Below are 17,162 nucleotides of genomic sequence, written 5' to 3'. Positions count from 1 at the left end.
CCGGTCAGGCCTGCGGGTCGGGATCCTCGATCGCTTCCACCAGCCGTTCCGGCTCGCTCTTCGCGCCCGGCGAGGAGCGGACGCGCAAGGGCGGCGCTGTGCCGTCCTTTCCTTCGCCCATGTAGACGGTGAGGTGCGGGAAGGGGATCTCGACGCCGGCCTCGTCGAGCACTTCCTTCACCACCTCGTTGTAGGCGCGACCGACGGCCCATTGCGAGCCCGGCAGCGTCTTGATGCGCACGCGCACGACGACGGCGGAATCGCCGAGTTCGTTGACGCCGAACATCTCCAGATCTCCGATGATGACGTCCTTGTGCTCGCCCTCCCGCAGGCGTTCGAAGGCGACGCCGAGCAGGCGCTTAACCTCCTTGATGTCCTCGCGATAGGCCACCCCGATGTCGGCCACGTGGTAGGAGAAGCCGCGCATGAAGTTGGTGACGGTGTCGACCGACGAGAACGGCACGATATGATAATTGCCGTCGACGCTGCGCAGGCCGACGGAGCGGACGGTGAGCTTCTCGACGACGCCCGTCGTGCTGCCCACGGTGACGACGTCGCCCTCGTTCATGGCGTTCTCGAACTGGATGAACACGCCGGTGATGATGTCCTGCACCAGCTTCTGGGCGCCGAAGCCGATGGCGAGGCCGGCGACGCCCGCGCCGGCGATCAGCGGTCCGATGTTGACGCCGATCTGCGACAGGGCGAGCATCAGTCCGAGCACGATCAAGGTGACCAGCGCCGCGTTGCGGAACAGCGCCAGCAGCGTGCGCTCCCGCGCCGTCGGCACCGTTCCGAAGGATGGGTTGAGGCGGTAATCGATCCACGACGAGACGGCCAGCCACAGCACCAGAGCGATCAGGATCGTCAGGAACGCACCGAACAACCCGCCGATGACCGATGATCCGGTATCGCTGGCAGCCCATTCCACGACGTCCACCAACTCCCAGATGTCGACCACAGCGAGCAGCAGGATCATGAGGATGATGAACCGGACGATCTTCAGGATCGTCGGCACGTAGTGATTCAGCTGGCGCTCGAGCAACGGCAGGCGCGCCTTCAGGTCTTCCGGCAATCGCATGCCCCCGGTGATCGCGCGGCGAATGACCGCCATGACCAGCGCCGCAGCCGCGATCGCGACAAGCGTCTGCGCTGTCGAGACGAGCATGTATTCCATCGCGCGGTCGGGCCGGGTGACGGAGACGAGGAACAGAGCCACGACGTAGAAGATGGCAAAGATGTGCCAGACACCCCCCACGAGTTGGAGGGCGCGGCGCGAAGAAATGCCGGGAAGGCCCTCGCCGTAGTCGCGGATGGCTTCGCCGACCTTGTTCTTCTTCTGCAGGATGATGACGATCGCCATCACGGCCGCGGTGATCTGGATCACCATGCGCAGGCCGCGGCCCGCCGCGAAGGACAGGGTGGAATTGGTGAAGGAAACGAAGAAAAGGATGCCGTAGCCGAGGAAGCCGATCAGCCGCGCGCACCAGAAATACCAGAAGTTCGCCTCGGTGTCGCTGATCGGCAGGACGCGCAGCCCGCCATACCGCGGCGCAAGCAGGAAACGCAGCGCAACCTTGGTGGCCTCCACGACGAGGAAGGCATTGAGGAAATAGGCAATCTGGACCTGCATGCGACCCATCTCGGCGCCGGTGAAGAGCGCGATGCCGTAGCCCGCGGCCCATGAGACGAGAATGATGGCGAGATCGATCAGTCCGCCGGCCAGACGATAGACCAGTCGTCCGACGGTCCCGACCCTTGCCGAACGCCGCTCCAGCGATGCGAAGGGTCGCCGGGCAAGGAGCCGCAGCAGATAGAAGATCGCAAAGGCCGCCGCCGCGACGAGGATCACCCGCAGCACGAGTGAACCGAAGGCTTCCCAGCCGATCGTGGTCGTGCCTTCCAGGAGCCCGGCGAGGCCGTAGACGGAACGGACGATCTGGATGCCGACCGCCGACGCCGCTTCGGCCGCACCCTGCGTGTAGGCGCCGATGCGCTGTGCCAGCGAAAGGGTCGGCGCGGCGGGCGCTGGTTCGGTGTCGGCGGGTCTCGACGCCCCGGCCGCGCCGCGCAAGTACTCGATCAGCGCTGCCCGCGTTGCCGGATCCTCCAACGCCTGGACGAGGGCTTCGGCAAGAGCCGGGTCGATGCCGGTACCGGCCGCGCCCTCCTCTGCGGGGGCTGCGGTGCCCGGCAGAACCTGGGCGCCCGCGAGCGACCACGAGCCGAAGGTGAGGATCGCCGACAGAAAGATTGCAAGGACGAGGCGGAACGAGTTCGACATCCCGGTTCGGGTAGCCAATGACGGCACCGAAGGCAAGTTTCGGCGATCCGTCATCCTCCAACCCCCGGAAACGAAAGCGGCCCGGCTATCGAGGCCGGGCCGCGTTCGGAAAGGTGTCGCTTGTGGCGCGACTAGCTCTGGTCGATGTACCGAACCGACATGTCCTGGCCATCCGCCCTGATCTTGACCGCGAGCGGCCGTCCGGCCTGCGAGAAGCCGGCGAACTCGTAGTAGATGTCGAGGTCACGCGTCAGGCTGCGGGTCGTATGGGCGACGCGGAAACGACCGAGTTCGCTGCGTACGACGCTGCGCACCGATTCCGGAACGGCATCGAGCGGAACCGCCTGGTCGATCGAATGGATGCGGCCGTTCGGCAGCACGTCGACCTCGACGCGGCGCCCGTTCTCGAGATTCCGTCCGGCGATCTCGATCACGCGCCTGCCGTCCTCGATCTCGAACTCGTAGGTGCTGAAACGCGCATCCGGAACCGCGTAGCGCGCCGTACGCAGGGCACGCCTCGCGAGTTCGGCGCGGCGCTCCTCGCGTGCGGTCTGGCGATCCGAGGTCTCGTCGCGCGAGGCCTGACTGTCGCCCTGCATCGCGTCGCGATCACGTGCCTGCCGGCCGGTGTCTTCGTCGCGGTCGCGGGCGGCGGAGCGGCCATTGCGGTCGGTTCGATCCTGGCGGTTCACCGTCTCCTGTCCGGGACCTGCCCCGAGGTTCCATTTCCTGTTGTCCTGGAACTTCTCGATGTCATCGGGGACCTGTTCGCCCTCTTCGATGATGTCGCTGAAATCTTCCTGCATTCCGCCGGTGCTGGCGGTGCGATCCTGACCGTCATTCATCCGGTCGCGGGTCTCGACCTCCTCGTCGGACACGTCGGGGATCGGAAGCAGTTCCGCGAGATCCTTGAAGCTGCGTTCCTGCGAAGCCTGGGCATTCCAGTTCCTGTCGCCCGTGCGATGCCACTCCGAAGGCTGCCGGTCGTCATCGTTCGCCCGTGCGACATCGGCACTCGCACCCGGATTGACGGGCGGATCGCCCATCGCATCGCGGACCGATCCATCCTTGCGGCCGGCATCGTCGATCGCGTCGAGAATGTCCTCGCTTCGCAGACCGGTCGCTTCGGCCGTATAGTCAGGGCAGTTCATCTGCAACTGGGCGGTCGTGCCCTTGTGGTCGCCGGCGGCTTTCTGGGCCATCGCTGGCGTCATGCCGATTGCCAGAATACTGGCGCCGGCCATCAAAAGACGTTTCATTCTACTCTCCCGTATCTGTGGTGGCGGGGTGGGACTGTCTCGGTAGGCCCCGCACTTCTTTTTGCGTATGCTGCAGCGACAGCCCCTTGTGGGGACAACCCTTCAGGGCGGGATTTGTTCGCTCCAAACCGGCTCGATCCCTCGTTGGTTCGAGAATGTCTCTGCACCCGGAACAAACCGCGCCGCGGCCTGTTCCACGAGCGATGAGGGAACAGGCGGCATGTTGACCGAACACATGCTGAAGCACATCTTGGCGATGAACGTCGTCGCGCCCGCCGCGGTTCTCGCGGGGCGCGGCTTTTTCATGCACCGGGTCTCGTTCATGCATCGGGTCTCGCCGTCGAGGTTTCTCGGCGTGGCCGTCGTGCTTCAGATCGTTCTTATGTGGGTCTGGCACCTCCCGGCGGGCCTGGCATTCGCCGCGGAAATCCCATCCGCCCTGCTCGCCATGCATTTCTCGCTCTTCGCCGCTTCCGTTCTGTTCTGGGCCGCCGTGGTGGGCGCGATCGGCACGCGCCCCTGGGGCGCGCTGAGCGGGCTTCTCGTCACCGCCAAGCTGTCCTGCCTTCTCGGCGCGCTGTTCACCTTTGCGCCGCGGCCGCTTTACGCCGGCTATATCGCATCGAGCAGCATCCAGCCCGACGGCTCGGCGCTGGAAGACCAGCATCTCGCAGGCCTGTTGATGCTCACCGCATACACGTTCAGCTACATCGGCGCGGCGGTGGTGATCGTGGCGCGATGGCTGTCCGAGACCGAAAAAGCCCCCGCCTGGCATGACGGTCCGGCCTGACCATGTGGCGACCGAAGAAATTCAAGGCGCAACGGACAGCATTCTACCTGATCGTCTTCACGGCCATCGGCATTATGGGCGCCGCGGGGTTCGTGCTCTCCGGCGTCTACAACGTCGCGGCATCCGTGAGACATTTCTCCATCACGGAGTACGTCATCAAGGTGGTCCTGTGGCGCTCGATCGCCTTTCACAGCCGCGGCGGACCCGAGGCTCCCGACCTCACCGATCCAGACCTCATCCGGTTGGGAGCGAACCACTTCGCGACCGGCTGCGCGCCTTGCCATGGAAGCCCCGTGCGGGACGGCTCGGCGGCAGTGCAACGGATGTACCCGACGCCGCCGCCGCTCGATCACGTGCGCGACGACTTCGACACGTCGGAACTCTTCTGGATCGTCCAGAACGGGTTCAAGTTCACCGGAATGCCGGCCTGGCCGGGCGAGGGTCGTGAAGACGAGGTATGGCCGCTCGTCGCCTATCTGGAACACCTTCCTGAAACCAGCCCGGCGGAGTTCGCGGCGATGACCGGCCAGACCGGAGGGACCTTCGGCCCGCAGCATGGTCTCGATTTCGGTGTCGGCTTCGAGCCAACTCGCGAAGGTCTCCTGCGCTACTGTGCGACCTGCCACGGCGAGGCTGGCGCACGCCCCGTCGACGGTCTCGTACCGGCGCTCGCGGGCCAGAACGCCGCCTATCTGCGCCGGACGATGGAGGAGTACCGGCTGAACCAGCGCCAGAGCGGCATGATGGAGACGGTCGCCACGGGTCTCGACGCCGAGACCATCGCCGAACTTGCAGCGCATTTTTCTCAAGCCCGACCGGCCGACCGTCCCGTCCAGAGGACACCGGACGCGGAAAGCATCGAACGCGGGCGCGAGATTGCCCTGCACGGCGTACCGAAGGAACGCGTCCCACCCTGCGCCTCCTGCCATTCGGGCGACAGATCCGACCAGTTTCCGCGTCTGACCGGGCTGTCCGCGAGATACATCAAGGTCCAGTTGCAGCTCTTCCATGACGGTGTTCGAGCCCAGTCGCCTTATGCCGAGATCATGCACAACGTCGCCCGCCACATGGACGAGGCGCAGATGGAGGACGTCGCCGCCTACATCGCTTCTCTGCCGGCGGGAGCGGCGATCGGCGCGAAAGGCGTCCTGGCGGGAGAAGGCCGATGAAGAATTTCGCCGCACGCCTTCTCCTCCTAGCCATGGCGATGGCGACGAGCGGCTGCGCCGGCGTCCAGTCAGCGCTGATGCCGAGCGGCGAGGAAGCGATCGAGGTCGATCTCCTGTTCTGGACGATCACCGGCATCAGCGCCTTTGTCACCGGGCTGGTGGTGGTTCTGGTTGCCGTGGCGATGTACGGCACGCCCCGCTGGCGGGCGCGCCTCGACCGTGACTGGATCGTCTGGGGCGGCGGCATCGTCTTTCCGGTCGCCGTGCTGACCGGCGTCTTCATCTACGGGCTGATCGTCTTGCGCTCGGGAGACTTGCGCGCCCGGGAAGCGGAAGCGCCGGGCATCACGGTCGTCGGCAAGCGCTGGTGGTGGGAGGTCGTCTACACCGGCCCCGATGGCGAGCCGGTGACCACCGCCAACGAACTGCGGATCCCCGCCGGGCGCCCGATCGCGATACGACTGGAATCCGACAATGTGATCCACAGTTTCTGGGTACCGCGGCTTGCCGGCAAGCTGGACATGATCCCCGGCCGCAGCAACGTCCTGACGCTGGAGGCGACGGAGCCGGGCCTCAGCCGGGGCCAGTGCGCCGAATATTGCGGAGGCGCGCACGCGCTCATGGCCTTCTACGTCGAGGTGCTGCCGGAGGAGGAATATGACGACTGGCTGGCGCACGAGGCATCCGACGCCCGTCCCCCGGAGAGCGAGCAGGAGATCCGCGGGCAGGAGGTCTTCATGCGAAACGGCTGCGGCGCCTGCCATTCGATCCGCGGCACCAAGGCGAACGGCGTCATCGGTCCCGACCTGACGCATCTCGGCAGCCGCCACTCGCTCGCGGCGGCGGCCCTGCCCAACGGCAAGGCGGCCATCGCCGCCTGGATCGTGGAGAACCAGCACATCAAGCCAGACAATCTGATGCCCGAATACCGCATCTTCGAGCCGGAGGAACTCAACGCGGTGGCTGCCTATCTCGAGAGCCTGGAGTAGACCATGCTCGATTTCGCCCAGTTCAGCCTCCCCATCAACATCGGGCTGTTCTCCGCCGCCGCGGTCGCGGTGTGGTTCGCGGGCGCGAGGCTCACGGGCTATGCGGACGCGATCAGCCGCATCACCGGTGCCGGACAGGCGGTCATGGGCATCATCCTGCTGGCTGGGGTCACTTCGCTGCCGGAGATCGGCGTCACCGCGACCGCATCGATCTCCGGCGATGCGCAGCTTGCCGTCAACAACCTGTTCGGCAGCATCGCGCTCCAGGTGGCGCTTCTGGCGGTCGTCGATCTCTTCACCGGCCGCGACGCGCTGACGTCGGTCGTCCCCGATCCGACCGTCCTGCTCGAAGGCACGCTGAACGTCATCCTGATCAGCTTCGCGGCCGGTGCGATGGTCGCGGGCGACGTGCCGTTCTTCGGCATCGGCCTTTGGGCCTGGGGATGCCTGTTGGGGTACATTGCCGGCGTCTGGATGCTGTCGAAGGCGCAGGGAAAGCGGCCATGGCTCGCGGCCCGCGGCGGCGAGGTCGATACGCCGCTGATCCGCGAGCAATCCGAACGCGAGGAGGCGTCCGATGCCGAGGACGACAGCCTCAGGACACTGCTGCTCAAGACCGCCGCGGTGGCGTCGATCATCCTCGTGGCCGGCTTCGTGCTGGCCAGGAGCGGCGACGCGATCGCACAGCAGAGCGGACTGGGGCAGAGTTTCGTCGGCTTCGTGCTCGTCGCCTTCGCCACCTCGCTGCCCGAGCTCAGCACGGCCATCACGGCCGCCCGGCGCCGGCTCTACACCATGGCGATCTCCGACATTCTCGGCACCAACATCATCAACGTCGCGCTGCTGTTCGCGGTCGACCTGCTCGACACCGATCCCGAGCCGGTGCTGAACCGCGTCGGCGATTTCGCGGTCTTCGGCGCGCTGCTGGCCGTGGTGCTCACCGCCATCTTCATGGCCGGGATCGCCGAGCGCCGGGACAAGACGATCCTGCGCATGGGTTACGATTCGCTGCTCGTCATGATTGCCTACGCGGGCGGCGTCGCCATCCTCTTTACATTGCGGCCGGACACATGACCGAGACCACCGAAAGAAAGCTCCCGAACGAGGGAAACCGGCCCAAGGAGGAGGTCGACGAGCTCCTGCGAATCTGGGCCATGCCCAAGGGTTTCAGGCTGGTCACGGCGGTCAACAACACCGTCATCGGCCTGCTCTATATCGGCGCGGCCTTCGCCTTCTTTATCGCCGCCGGTATTCTCGCGCTGCTGATGCGAACGCAACTCGCCGTTCCCGAAAACGACTTCCTGAGCCAGGACCTCTACAACCAGATCTTCACCGTCCACGGCACCACGATGATGTTCCTCTTCGCGGTGCCGGCGGTGGAGGCGCTCGGCGTGATGCTGCTGCCGCAGATGCTGGCGGCGCGCGACCTGCCGTTCCCGCGGCTCAGCGCCTTCGCCATCTGGGCCTATGTCGTTGGCGGCACCGTCTTCTTCTCAACCGTGCTCTACGACCTCGCCCCCAAGGGCGGCTGGTTCATGTACACGCCGCTGACGCTGAAGGAATACTCGCCCGGCGACAATGCCGACTTCTGGCTGCTCGGCATCGGCTTCATCGAGATCTCGGCGATCGCCGGCGCGATCGAGATCGTCGTCGGTGCGCTGCGCACACGGCCACCCGGCATGTCGCTCTCCAAGATGCCGATCTTCGGCTGGGCGATGCTGATCTTCGCCGCGATGATCATGTTCGCCTTCCCGGCCGTCATCCTCGGTACCATGCTGCTCGAGATCGAGCGCTCCTTCGGCTGGCCGTTCTTCACCGCGGACAAGGGCGGCGACCCGGTGCTGTGGCAGCATCTCTTCTGGTTCTTCGGCCACCCGGAGGTCTACATCATCTTCCTGCCGGCGGCGGGGCTGGTCTCCATGATCGTGCCGACGATGGCCCAGCGTCCGCTGATCGGCTACAATCTGATCGTCGTCGCGCTCATCGCCACCGGCTTCTTTTCCTTCGGCCTGTGGGTCCACCACATGTTCACGACGGGCATTCCGTCGCTCAGCCTCGCCTTCTTCTCGGCGGCGAGCATGGCGGTCGCGGTCCCGTCGGGGATCCAGATATTCTCCTGGATCGCCACGATCGCGGGGAGCAAGGGGCGGTTCCGCATCAACACGCCCTCGCTCTTCGTGCTGGGCTTCATCTTCATCTTCACGGTCGGCGGCCTCACCGGCATCATGGTCGCGCTGGTGCCGCTCGACTTCCAAGTGCACGACACCTACTTCGTGGTCGCGCATTTCCACTACGTGCTGATCGGCGGGATGGTCTTCCCGCTGTTTGCCACCTTCTACTACTGGACGCCGATGGTGGCGAAGCGCCAGCTGTCCGAACGGCTCGGGCGCTGGGTGTTCTGGCTGATGTTCGTCGGCTTCAACGTCGCGTTCTTCCCCATGCACATCACCGGCCTGCGCGGCATGCCGCGACGGGTCTGGACATACGAGTCCGGTCTCGGCTGGGACTGGCTGAACATGATCTCAACCGTGGGCGCCTACATCTTCGCCGCCGGCGTCGCGATCTTCGTGATCGACCTCTTCCGCAATTTCCGCGCCGGCGAGGGCGGCCCGGACAATCCGTGGAACGCCGGCACGCTGGAATGGCTGCCCAACGACGTGTATTCGGCGCGCAGCGTGCCGCTGATCGACAGCCGCGAACCGTTGTGGGATCATCCGACGCTGCCGCAGGAAGTGCAGGAAGGCCGCCACTTCCTGCCGAACGCGCCGACCGGGGGGCGCGAGACCATCGTCACCTCGGCGATCGAGGGCAAGCCGCAATACATCATCCAGATGCCGGGTCCCGGCTGGTCGCCCTTCGTCGCGGCGGTGTTCACGGCCAGCTTCTTTCTCCTCCTGACCATCAAGCTGGTCATCCCGGCGGCGATCTGTGCCGTGATCGCCGTCGGTGCGATGATCTACTGGACCTGGGGCCTCGATCCGGGCCCGGGCAAGGGCGAGGTCGAGATCGGCGCCGGGCTCAAGGTCCCGACCTACATGTCGGGTCCGAGTTCGCATTCCTGGTGGGCGATGATCGTGCTGATGCTGGTCGCCTCCTCGCTCTACATCGCCTACGTCTTCTCCTATCTCTACCTCTGGGTCGTTTCGCCCGAGTTCTGGGCGGGCCGCGCCTCTCCCGAAGTACCGGACTGGTTGTGGCCGCTCGCCGATGCCGCGCTGATCGTCCTCGGCACGCTGTGCATGTGGGGGGCCGGCAGACTCCTGCCGAAGCCCGGCGAGCGCCAACTCCTGATGCCGGTCCTCAATGCGCTCGGTCCACTGTTGCTTGCCGCCGCCGTGGCGCTGGAGATCTACGCCCACTGGCAGACCGGTCTGACACCGACCGCGAACTCGTATGGCGCGATGGTCTACATGCAGAGCGTCGTCAACGCGCAGCTCGCCCTTGCGCTGCTGATCATGGGCGGCTTCGCGGTGGCGCGCTACTTCGCCGGCAGGCTGGACCGCGAGCGGCGCGTCAGCTTCGACAACGGCGCCCTGCTCTACTACTACGCGGCCGGGCAGGCGCTGTTCGGGCTCGTGCTGATCCATGGCTTCCCGCGGATGGTGATTTGACATGGACAGGCTGGACGAACTCCTCACGCCCAACCCGAAGCCGTCCACGGTCGGCACGCTGGTCTACATCCTCTTCGGCCCGATCCTGTGGGCGCTGCAGCTTGCGGTGATCTATGGCGGCCACACGTTGGCCTGCAGCCAGGGCGGCACGCCGGCCACGGGCGAGTGGCTCGTCTATGCCGCCTCAATCGTACCCGGCGTGGTCGTGCTGGCATTCCTCGTCGTCCAGTCGCCTTTTGCCCGGATGCTGGGCCTGACACGCGCGATGGAGGACCGCCGGGCGTACGACCGGATCGCCTGGGTCACCGCCCTGCTTTCTGAGTTCGCCATCGTGTGGTCCGGCGTGACGGCCTTGGTGGTCACCGCCTGCACGCAGGGGCGATAGGTTTTCTCGAGAGATTGGCGTGGGGAGCGCCGTGGAACAGGCTCCGCTCGCGGCAGCGCTCGTCGGGCGGGGCTTCACTCCACCTCCGGCATCGGGCTTTCTCGCGAACGCCTTGGCGTTGCGGAACTGCGATCAGGCCGAACCGCGACGCCATTCCTCCCTGTCGCCTGTCAGTTGAAGACACGCAAAAGAAAACCCCGCCGAAGCGGGGTTCCCTGGAGGTCTTCTTATGTCGCCGATCAGCTGTAAGGCGAGTAACACTGCTGGCGCGGACCGTTGTACGGCTGGAACGTGTTGTCCGAGGCGCGATAGGACCGGTAGCGGTCGTGGCACCATTCGACATGCGCGTTACCGCCTCGGTTACGGTCAGCCGTAATTGCGCCGGTGATCAGCGAGCCCGCCAGGAAGGCGGCAGCCGGGAACCAGAAGCCGTTGTACTCGCGGTAGCCCGGACGCTGCTGGCGATAGCCGCGATGGCCATGATAGTAGGCCGAGTTTCCGCGACGCTCGAACCGCCCGCGATCATGGCGGCCGTAGTTTTTACCGCCGCGCGGCCGGTACTCGGACGAGTCACGCCAGTTCCGGTACTGGACGTCCTGCAGCAGAGTCCCAGCTTCGGGTGCCGCCGGCTTGGCGATCGGGGCAGCCGCGAGCGGTGCCGCCATCGATACGGACAATAGTGCAGCGGAGAACGTGGTAAGGATCTTATTCATGAATTCATCTCCTCTTTCGGGAGTTATCGTTGTCCCTTACGGTCGAAGCCTCGCTTCGTCCGCATCAACGGGGCGTAGGGGGCATCGTTCCGGCTATGCTCATGAAATTTCGTTCACTTTCCGCGTGAACGTGAGTTTCGCCTCGCGCAGCTGACGGGTCCGTCACGGGCACGCCGCGCGCGGAAGGCGCGGTGTCGGCACCGCGATGCTTCGCCGGTCCCGGCCTTCGGCGGGAACACAGGCCGCATGCCTCTGTTCTGGTCCTCGATGCATCTTTCCCGCGATCGGAACCCGAGGGGTAGCCGGACCATGACAGCAGATCCCGATCGGCCGGGACAGGTATGGAACAGCAAGCGTCGGCGGAAGCCGGCCTTGTGATCGATCTCGCACAATATTCGCTCTGGATCGTCATCGCGGTCTTTGCCGGATCGGCGGCGGTGATCGGGCTGGCGGGTGTGCGGCTTTCGGGTGTCGCCGACAAGCTCGCAGACCGCACCGGAATGGGCGAGGTGATCGCGGGAGCGCTCTTCGTCGGCGCGGCCACCTCGCTTCCCGGCGCAATCACCTCCATCTCGACCGCCGCGCAGGATGCGCCGGAACTGGCGATCGGCAATGCGCTGGGCGGCCTCACCGCGCAGACAGCCTTCATAGCGGTCGCAGACATCTTCTACCGGCGGGCGAATCTGGAGCACGCCGCGGCGAGCGTCACCGGCCTCGGCCAGGGCGTCCTGCTCGTCGCACTGCTCTCGATCCCACTTCTGGCGAACGCCCAGCCGCCCTTCACCATCTGGGGTGTCCATCCCGCTTCGATCGCAATCCTGCTCGGCTATGCCGCCGGCCTGCGGCTGCTCACCCGGATCAAGGACGAGCCGATGTGGGAGCCGGTTCAGACGGACGAGACGCGCGATCCGGTGTCGGAACCGGAAGCCGAGGAAAACCGGAAACACTCCGACCGCTCGCTGTGGCTCCAGTTCATCGGGCTCGCCGCCGCGACCGCTGCGGCCGGCTACCTGATCGGCGAATCGAGCATCGCGCTGGTCGACAAGACCGGCCTGTCGGAAAACGCGGTGGGAACCGTCTTCGCCGCCGTCGCCAACTCGCTGCCGGAACTGGTGACGGCAATCGCCGCCGTGCGCATCGGCGCGGTCAGCCTCGCGGTCGGCGACGTGATCGGCGGCAATTCCTTCGAGGTGATGTTCCTCTCCGCCGCCGACTTCTTCTACGACGGTTCGATCTATGCGGAGATGAGCGGCGGCGACCGCACCACCGCGCTCATCGCCATGCTGATGACGGCGGTGCTGTTGCTGGGCATGATCCGCCGGGAGAAGAGCGGCGTCGGCGGCATCGGCTTCGAGAGCACCGGCGTCCTCATTCTCTACGGTGTCTCGATCGTCCTGCTGTTCATCTGACCGGATGAAACCCGAAAGGGTACGGCGAGGTGCCGGAAGGCTCCGGCCTCAGAGGCCGGGGTAGTTGCTATCCTTCAGGAGCCGCGCCAGGTGCGCCGCGTCGGAGGCGGCCATCTTGATCGTCTGATCGATGCTTTCCGGGATCTCGTCGAGATCCTTGTAGTCCTTCGACTGCATGGCCTCGCCCACCCAGTAGCAGCCGGCATTGGCCGGGATGGTGAAGCCGACGTCGTTCAGCGCCTGGAAACAGGCGGCATGGCAATGATGCGCCCCGTCCTCGTTGCCCACGACAGCGACGATCGCCACCTTGCCGGCGGCCGGCATGCGGCCCTTGTCGTCGGTCTCGCCGAGGAAGGCGTCCATCCGTTCCAGAACGCGCTTGGCGACCGACGAGGGTTGCCCGAGCCAGATCGGCGTCCCGAGGATGAAGATGTCGCTCTGCACGATCTTCTCTCGCAGGCGCGGCCAGTCGTCGCCCTGTCCCATGTCGGAAAGCACACCCGGCAGGATGTTCTGGTCCACCGCCCGCACCGTCTCCCCTACGACGCCGTGTTTCGCGAGCGCGGCGAAGATGTCGTCGATCATCTTGTCCGTGGACGAGCTTTCCTGTTCGGCGCCCGATTTCAGCGAGCAGTTCAGCGCGAAGGCTTTGAGGTCAGCCATTTTTGGTATCTCCAGTACGAAGGTTCGTGGGGGCAGACGAGGCTGGCCAACCGCAAGCGGCAAATTGTCAGCGGTGGGAGCCGGCCACCGCGATCGCCACCTTGCGCCCGTCTCCGCCGGCATACATTGCGAAGCCCAGGGCATCGGTGGTCTGGGCCAGCAGCGTCTGCTCGTATTGCGGGTTGTCCAGCCACTGCTGGACGAAGCTGCGCACGTCCGCCGCCGTCTCGAGAGTTCCGCAGCCGCCGCAGCCGGCCGCCACGATGCGCAGGGAGCGCCAGTCGCCCGAGGAATCCTCTGGAAGCAGGCCGAAGAGATCGTTCGTTTCGCGCACCAGCCGTTCGCCGCCACCGTCACGCACGAGCAGTTCCCCGGCGACAGCATCGAGCGCCGCGGAAGACGACACCTCGTCGACCTCTGCGCGTTTCCGTGCCCTGTTGATCGCGGCAACGGCGATGCTCACCTGTTCGCCATCGGGAATCTCGACCGCCTCTTCGTCCGGACCGGTGCCACGCGAAGAGCCGGCACCGGAAAACGTCTGTACGGCATAGATCTGGTCGCCCTCGCCGGCGATGCCGAAGCCGAAACCGTCCAGGCCTTCGGTCAGGATGTTCTCGCGATGGCCGGGGCTGTTCATCCAGCCTTCCTGGAACTGCTCCACCCTCTCGAGATCGGCTGGCGCCATGCAGCCGCTGCAGCGGGCGATGTTTTCGGCCACCAGCTTCCAGCGGCTGCCGTCATGCTCCATGAACCGGTCCCTCACGGTTTCGCCCTCGGGGGAGACGTGGGAGTAGTAGTCCCGGTCCAGCATGTCCCGGGCATGCGCGATCGCGGCTTCGTTCAGGGGAGGCGTCAGGTCGAGTGCCTCAAGCCCCTGCTCCTGCCGAGTCTCGTTGACCAATTCGAGTGCCCGTTCTCTCAGCGAGGAGAGATCGCCGTTTTCCTGAGAATAACCACTACCGACAGAAAGCAGGGTTGCGGCGAAGATGACGGCGGCCGCCCTTCCGGACGGCCTGACCGTCTTCATCCTCGCGAACATCCTCAGCGCTCCGGCTTTTCGGGCTTCTGTGCCCCACCGCCACGCACCGTCTGACGCGCAAGCGAGTCGGCCTGGACTTCGGTCGAGTAGGGGGTCGTCGCGCCCAATCCGATGTCGCCGGCATCGGCGACCCTTCCGGGTGCACCGGTGCTTTTGGCGCCATCCTGTCGCGGCGTCCGCTCGTCGTCCTTCCAGACTTCTTCCGGATCGCGTAGCTCCGCTGCATCCGGTTCCGCGCCGGTGCGCTCGTGACGCGTGTCGACCTTCGTGGTTTCCTGGAATTCGGGTCTGGCTGCCTCGTGCGGGCTCTTGTTGTCGGCGTGCATGCTTGCCTCCTTGGCTTTGATCACCGAACGAAGGCATGCGGCCCATTGTTCCTGATGCCGTCGCCGCGGCGTCCCGGTTTCGGGGACAAGCCGGAGCCGGGATGCACGAAATATCTCCGGATATGTACCAAAAGTTAATGCGGGTGGAGGCGCATGGATCGAGGATGGATACAGGAGGGCCGCTGATGTCCACTTACACGCCCCTGACCATCGACATTGCCATAGAACAGCATCTCGCAGGAGCGAAGATCGGATCGCTCGTGTCGATCCGCGACGCCGTCGCTCTCGTGCGCTTGTTTGCGCCGGAGGCGCGCGTGAGCGATCAGGAGCTTGCAAACCGCATCGCCTGGGCGGCCATTGCGAAGAACTGCAACGTCAGCTTCGATTTCGAGTTCGAGAACGAACAGAGGAAGCCGAAGGACGAAATCGAAACCCGCACCGCCGCCTGAGTTGATTCGGGCGCGGCTCTCGTCCCTCAAAATCTTCGCTCGTGTGGCCGGAGTTGCGTCCGGCTCTACGGAACTTTCGTGCCTTCGCCGGGTTGGACGACACTCTCAAGCCAACCCAATGGAGTTTGCAAAATGGCGCACGAAGACGACGTCAAGCGGGTCTGGGACCTGATGGAGAAAATCGGGTTCTGCATGCTCGCCACCCATGACGGCCAGGAGATCCGCTCCCGCCCCATGGCCGCCTATGTCGATCGAAACGAGCACTCGGTCTATTTCCTGACGGACGTGGACAGCCACAAGGACGAGGAGATCGCGCGCCGACCCAACGTATGCCTGGCATTCGCCGATTCGAGCGGCCAGAACTACGTCTCGGTCAGCGGCGCCGCGGTCGTCAGCAACGACCGCGCCAAGATCAAGGAACTGTGGTCGACGCCCGCCAAGGCATGGTGGGACAATGCGGAAGACCCGTCCATCCGCGTCCTGAAGGTTAACCCGAAGGACGCGCAGTACTGGGACAGCCCGGGTACGGCCGTCAGCTACATCAAGATGGCCGCCGCCGCGATATCGAACACCCGCCCCGCCATGGGCGATCACGCCAAGGTCAATATGTGATTTTGCGAAATACGGGCGCTGGTATCAGCGCCCGTATTTTGTATCGAGAACCCTGGCGGTCTCCTCGGCGGAGGTGTTGTAGGCCGGCATGTGGGCGAGGTGTGGAATCCACTCCACCAAGGCACACGCTTGGATCCGACCGCCTGAAGCAGTTGCCCATCTAAAGATAAGTCGACTTCATTTCGTAACCTGATCCGTTGCGGACACCTGCCGTTCGTCCTTCTCGGGAGCGTCGCTCCCCTTTGGGGACAGATCCCTGATGCGGAACTGCGGGAGCGCGTTCGGATGCGTCTTCTGCATCCATGACACCAGATTCTCGCGGATCTCGCAGCGCAGATCGAAGGCGATGCCGGCGTTTCTCGCGCTGGCCAGCACCCGCACCTCCATCACCTGCTCGCGGAAATCGGTGACCTGGACGACGATCGTGTCGCCGTCCCAGTGGCGGGAGTTCCGTACGATCCGCTCCACCTCCGTGCGCAGTTCGTCGACCGGGGTCGAGTAATCCAAGTAGATCAGAACGGTACCCAGCAGCGTCGATTCCTCGCGCGTCCAGTTCTGGAAGGGCTTCTCGATGAAATAGGAGAGCGGCACGATGAGGCGGCGCTTGTCCCATATCCGCACCACGACATAGGTCGACGAGATTTCCTCGATGTTTCCCCATTCACCCTCGACGATCACCGCGTCGTCGATCCGTATAGGCTGCGTGATGGCGAGCTGGATACCGGCGAAGATGTTCTTCAGCAGCGGCTGCAGCGCCAGGCCGACGACGATGCCGGCCGCGCCCGCCGAGGCGAGCAGGCTGACGCCGTACTGCCGTACCCCCTCGAAGGTCATGAGCACGGCGGCGAGCGCGATCACCACGATCAGCGTATCGGCGACACGCAGCAGGATACGCATCTGCGTGACATGCTTGCGCGCCAGCAGATTGTCCGCCGTGTCCAGCTTGAAGCGCCTCAGATGGAGGCGCAGCCAGAGGTCGAGCGCGACCCGTATGGTCCATGCCGCGAGCAGGATGAAACCGACCAGGAGGATGTGGCGGATGATCGCCACCTCGCGGTCGGAGATGGGCGCGAGGTTCGAGGCGATCGACAGAACGATGATAACGAGCGCCAGGCTGAGCGGGCCGCGGAGGCTCGTGATCAAGCGGTTCAGGAAGAGGCTTTTGGGCTGAAAGAGGCGCAGGATCCAGCGCAGGATGAAGACCCGGAACGCCCAGGTGAGCCCGATCGCGATGACGACGAGGCCGGCAACGACGGCCCATGCGGGAAGGGGATAAAAAGAATCCATGTTGCGATTGCCGGGAACTGCAACCGGCCGTCCGGCCTGCCGCGACCACCGCGATGCGAACGGCGTCGGGATCGCTTTCCCGTCGAGCCCCCTCTGTTTCTCCGTCTGGTCCGGAAACCCTACACGATCCTGCCGCAAGGATCACCGGTCGATTTTGCACTGCACACGTCGCTGACCGCG

General features: G+C 65.2%; 16 protein-coding genes. 9 read left to right on the top strand and 7 right to left on the bottom strand.

Translation table 11 applies throughout. The features are described from left to right. Positions 1-4: 4 nt before the first annotated feature. Both BSQ44_RS02470 and BSQ44_RS02465 read right to left on the bottom strand, forming a co-directional pair. Positions 5-2,299 carry a mechanosensitive ion channel domain-containing protein gene (locus BSQ44_RS02470; protein WP_157894492.1) on the bottom strand — a complete coding sequence of 765 codons (2,295 nt, stop codon included), beginning with the start codon at positions 2,297-2,299 and terminating at the stop codon, positions 5-7. Between the two features lie 113 nt (positions 2,300-2,412). Next, on the bottom strand, positions 2,413-3,540 hold the full coding sequence (locus BSQ44_RS02465; protein ID WP_072601781.1) for a hypothetical protein: 1,128 nt from the start codon (positions 3,538-3,540) through the stop codon (positions 2,413-2,415). A 220-nt stretch (positions 3,541-3,760) separates the two neighbouring features. Between BSQ44_RS02465 and BSQ44_RS02460 the strand changes: the two genes are divergently transcribed. Genes BSQ44_RS02460 through BSQ44_RS02435 form a run of 6 tightly spaced genes read left to right on the top strand, consistent with a single transcriptional unit; the run spans position 3,761 to position 10,484 of the window. After that, positions 3,761-4,330, top strand: a complete 570-nt coding sequence (locus BSQ44_RS02460) for a cytochrome c oxidase assembly protein (RefSeq protein WP_072601780.1) — start codon at positions 3,761-3,763, stop codon at positions 4,328-4,330. Between the two features lie 2 nt (positions 4,331-4,332). Next, positions 4,333-5,499 carry a c-type cytochrome gene (locus BSQ44_RS02455; RefSeq protein WP_083534373.1) on the top strand — a complete coding sequence of 389 codons (1,167 nt, stop codon included), beginning with the start codon at positions 4,333-4,335 and terminating at the stop codon, positions 5,497-5,499. Continuing rightward, positions 5,496-6,488, top strand: a complete 993-nt coding sequence (locus BSQ44_RS02450; protein WP_072601779.1) for a cytochrome c oxidase subunit II — start codon at positions 5,496-5,498, stop codon at positions 6,486-6,488. The genes BSQ44_RS02455 and BSQ44_RS02450 overlap by 4 nt, the downstream gene beginning before the upstream one ends. Before the next feature lie 3 nt (positions 6,489-6,491). Beyond that, positions 6,492-7,562 carry a sodium:calcium antiporter gene (locus tag BSQ44_RS02445; RefSeq protein ID WP_072601778.1) on the top strand — a complete coding sequence of 357 codons (1,071 nt, stop codon included), beginning with the start codon at positions 6,492-6,494 and terminating at the stop codon, positions 7,560-7,562. After that, positions 7,559-10,099 carry a cytochrome c oxidase subunit I gene (gene ctaD, locus BSQ44_RS02440; RefSeq protein WP_072601777.1) on the top strand — a complete coding sequence of 847 codons (2,541 nt, stop codon included), beginning with the start codon at positions 7,559-7,561 and terminating at the stop codon, positions 10,097-10,099. Before BSQ44_RS02445 ends, ctaD begins: the two co-directional genes overlap by 4 nt. Before the next feature lies 1 nt (position 10,100). Next, on the top strand, positions 10,101-10,484 hold the full coding sequence (locus BSQ44_RS02435) for a hypothetical protein (RefSeq protein ID WP_072601776.1): 384 nt from the start codon (positions 10,101-10,103) through the stop codon (positions 10,482-10,484). 239 nt (positions 10,485-10,723) lie between these two features. On the opposite strand, the gene BSQ44_RS02430 is transcribed toward BSQ44_RS02435, so the two are convergent. After that, a complete protein-coding gene (locus BSQ44_RS02430; RefSeq protein ID WP_072601775.1) occupies positions 10,724-11,197 on the bottom strand; it encodes a BA14K family protein in 474 nt (157 codons plus the stop codon). 341 nt (positions 11,198-11,538) lie between these two features. On the opposite strand from BSQ44_RS02430, the gene BSQ44_RS02425 reads away from it, so the two are divergent. Next, a complete protein-coding gene (locus BSQ44_RS02425; RefSeq protein ID WP_114579911.1) occupies positions 11,539-12,606 on the top strand; it encodes a sodium:calcium antiporter in 1,068 nt (355 codons plus the stop codon). A gap of 48 nt (positions 12,607-12,654) precedes the next feature. On the opposite strand, the gene BSQ44_RS02420 is transcribed toward BSQ44_RS02425, so the two are convergent. From BSQ44_RS02420 to BSQ44_RS26740, 3 genes are all read right to left on the bottom strand, one after another. Further along, positions 12,655-13,269, bottom strand: coding sequence for a flavodoxin family protein (locus tag BSQ44_RS02420; RefSeq protein ID WP_072601774.1), 615 nt, complete (start codon positions 13,267-13,269; stop codon positions 12,655-12,657). 67 nt (positions 13,270-13,336) lie between these two features. Further along, positions 13,337-14,296 carry a CAP domain-containing protein gene (locus BSQ44_RS02415; RefSeq protein WP_157894491.1) on the bottom strand — a complete coding sequence of 320 codons (960 nt, stop codon included), beginning with the start codon at positions 14,294-14,296 and terminating at the stop codon, positions 13,337-13,339. Between the two features lie 14 nt (positions 14,297-14,310). After that, positions 14,311-14,634, bottom strand: coding sequence for a hypothetical protein (locus tag BSQ44_RS26740; protein ID WP_157894490.1), 324 nt, complete (start codon positions 14,632-14,634; stop codon positions 14,311-14,313). 185 nt (positions 14,635-14,819) lie between these two features. Between BSQ44_RS26740 and BSQ44_RS02405 the strand changes: the two genes are divergently transcribed. Further along, the gene (locus BSQ44_RS02405) at positions 14,820-15,083 is read left to right on the top strand and encodes a hypothetical protein (protein ID WP_072601771.1); all 264 of its coding nucleotides are present in this window, start codon (positions 14,820-14,822) and stop codon (positions 15,081-15,083) included. A 132-nt stretch (positions 15,084-15,215) separates the two neighbouring features. After that, the gene (locus tag BSQ44_RS02400) at positions 15,216-15,695 is read left to right on the top strand and encodes a pyridoxamine 5'-phosphate oxidase family protein (RefSeq protein ID WP_072601770.1); all 480 of its coding nucleotides are present in this window, start codon (positions 15,216-15,218) and stop codon (positions 15,693-15,695) included. A gap of 177 nt (positions 15,696-15,872) precedes the next feature. Here BSQ44_RS02400 and BSQ44_RS02395 read toward each other — a convergent pair whose 3' ends face one another. Further along, the gene (locus BSQ44_RS02395; RefSeq protein WP_072601769.1) at positions 15,873-16,982 is read right to left on the bottom strand and encodes a mechanosensitive ion channel family protein; all 1,110 of its coding nucleotides are present in this window, start codon (positions 16,980-16,982) and stop codon (positions 15,873-15,875) included. Positions 16,983-17,162 lie beyond the last annotated feature (180 nt).

Source organism: Aquibium oceanicum, assembly GCF_001889605.1.
Lineage (GTDB): Bacteria > Pseudomonadota > Alphaproteobacteria > Rhizobiales > Rhizobiaceae > Aquibium > Aquibium oceanicum.
Note: the sequence above shows the minus strand (reverse complement) of the source record. Positions and strands in the feature narration are given on the sequence as shown.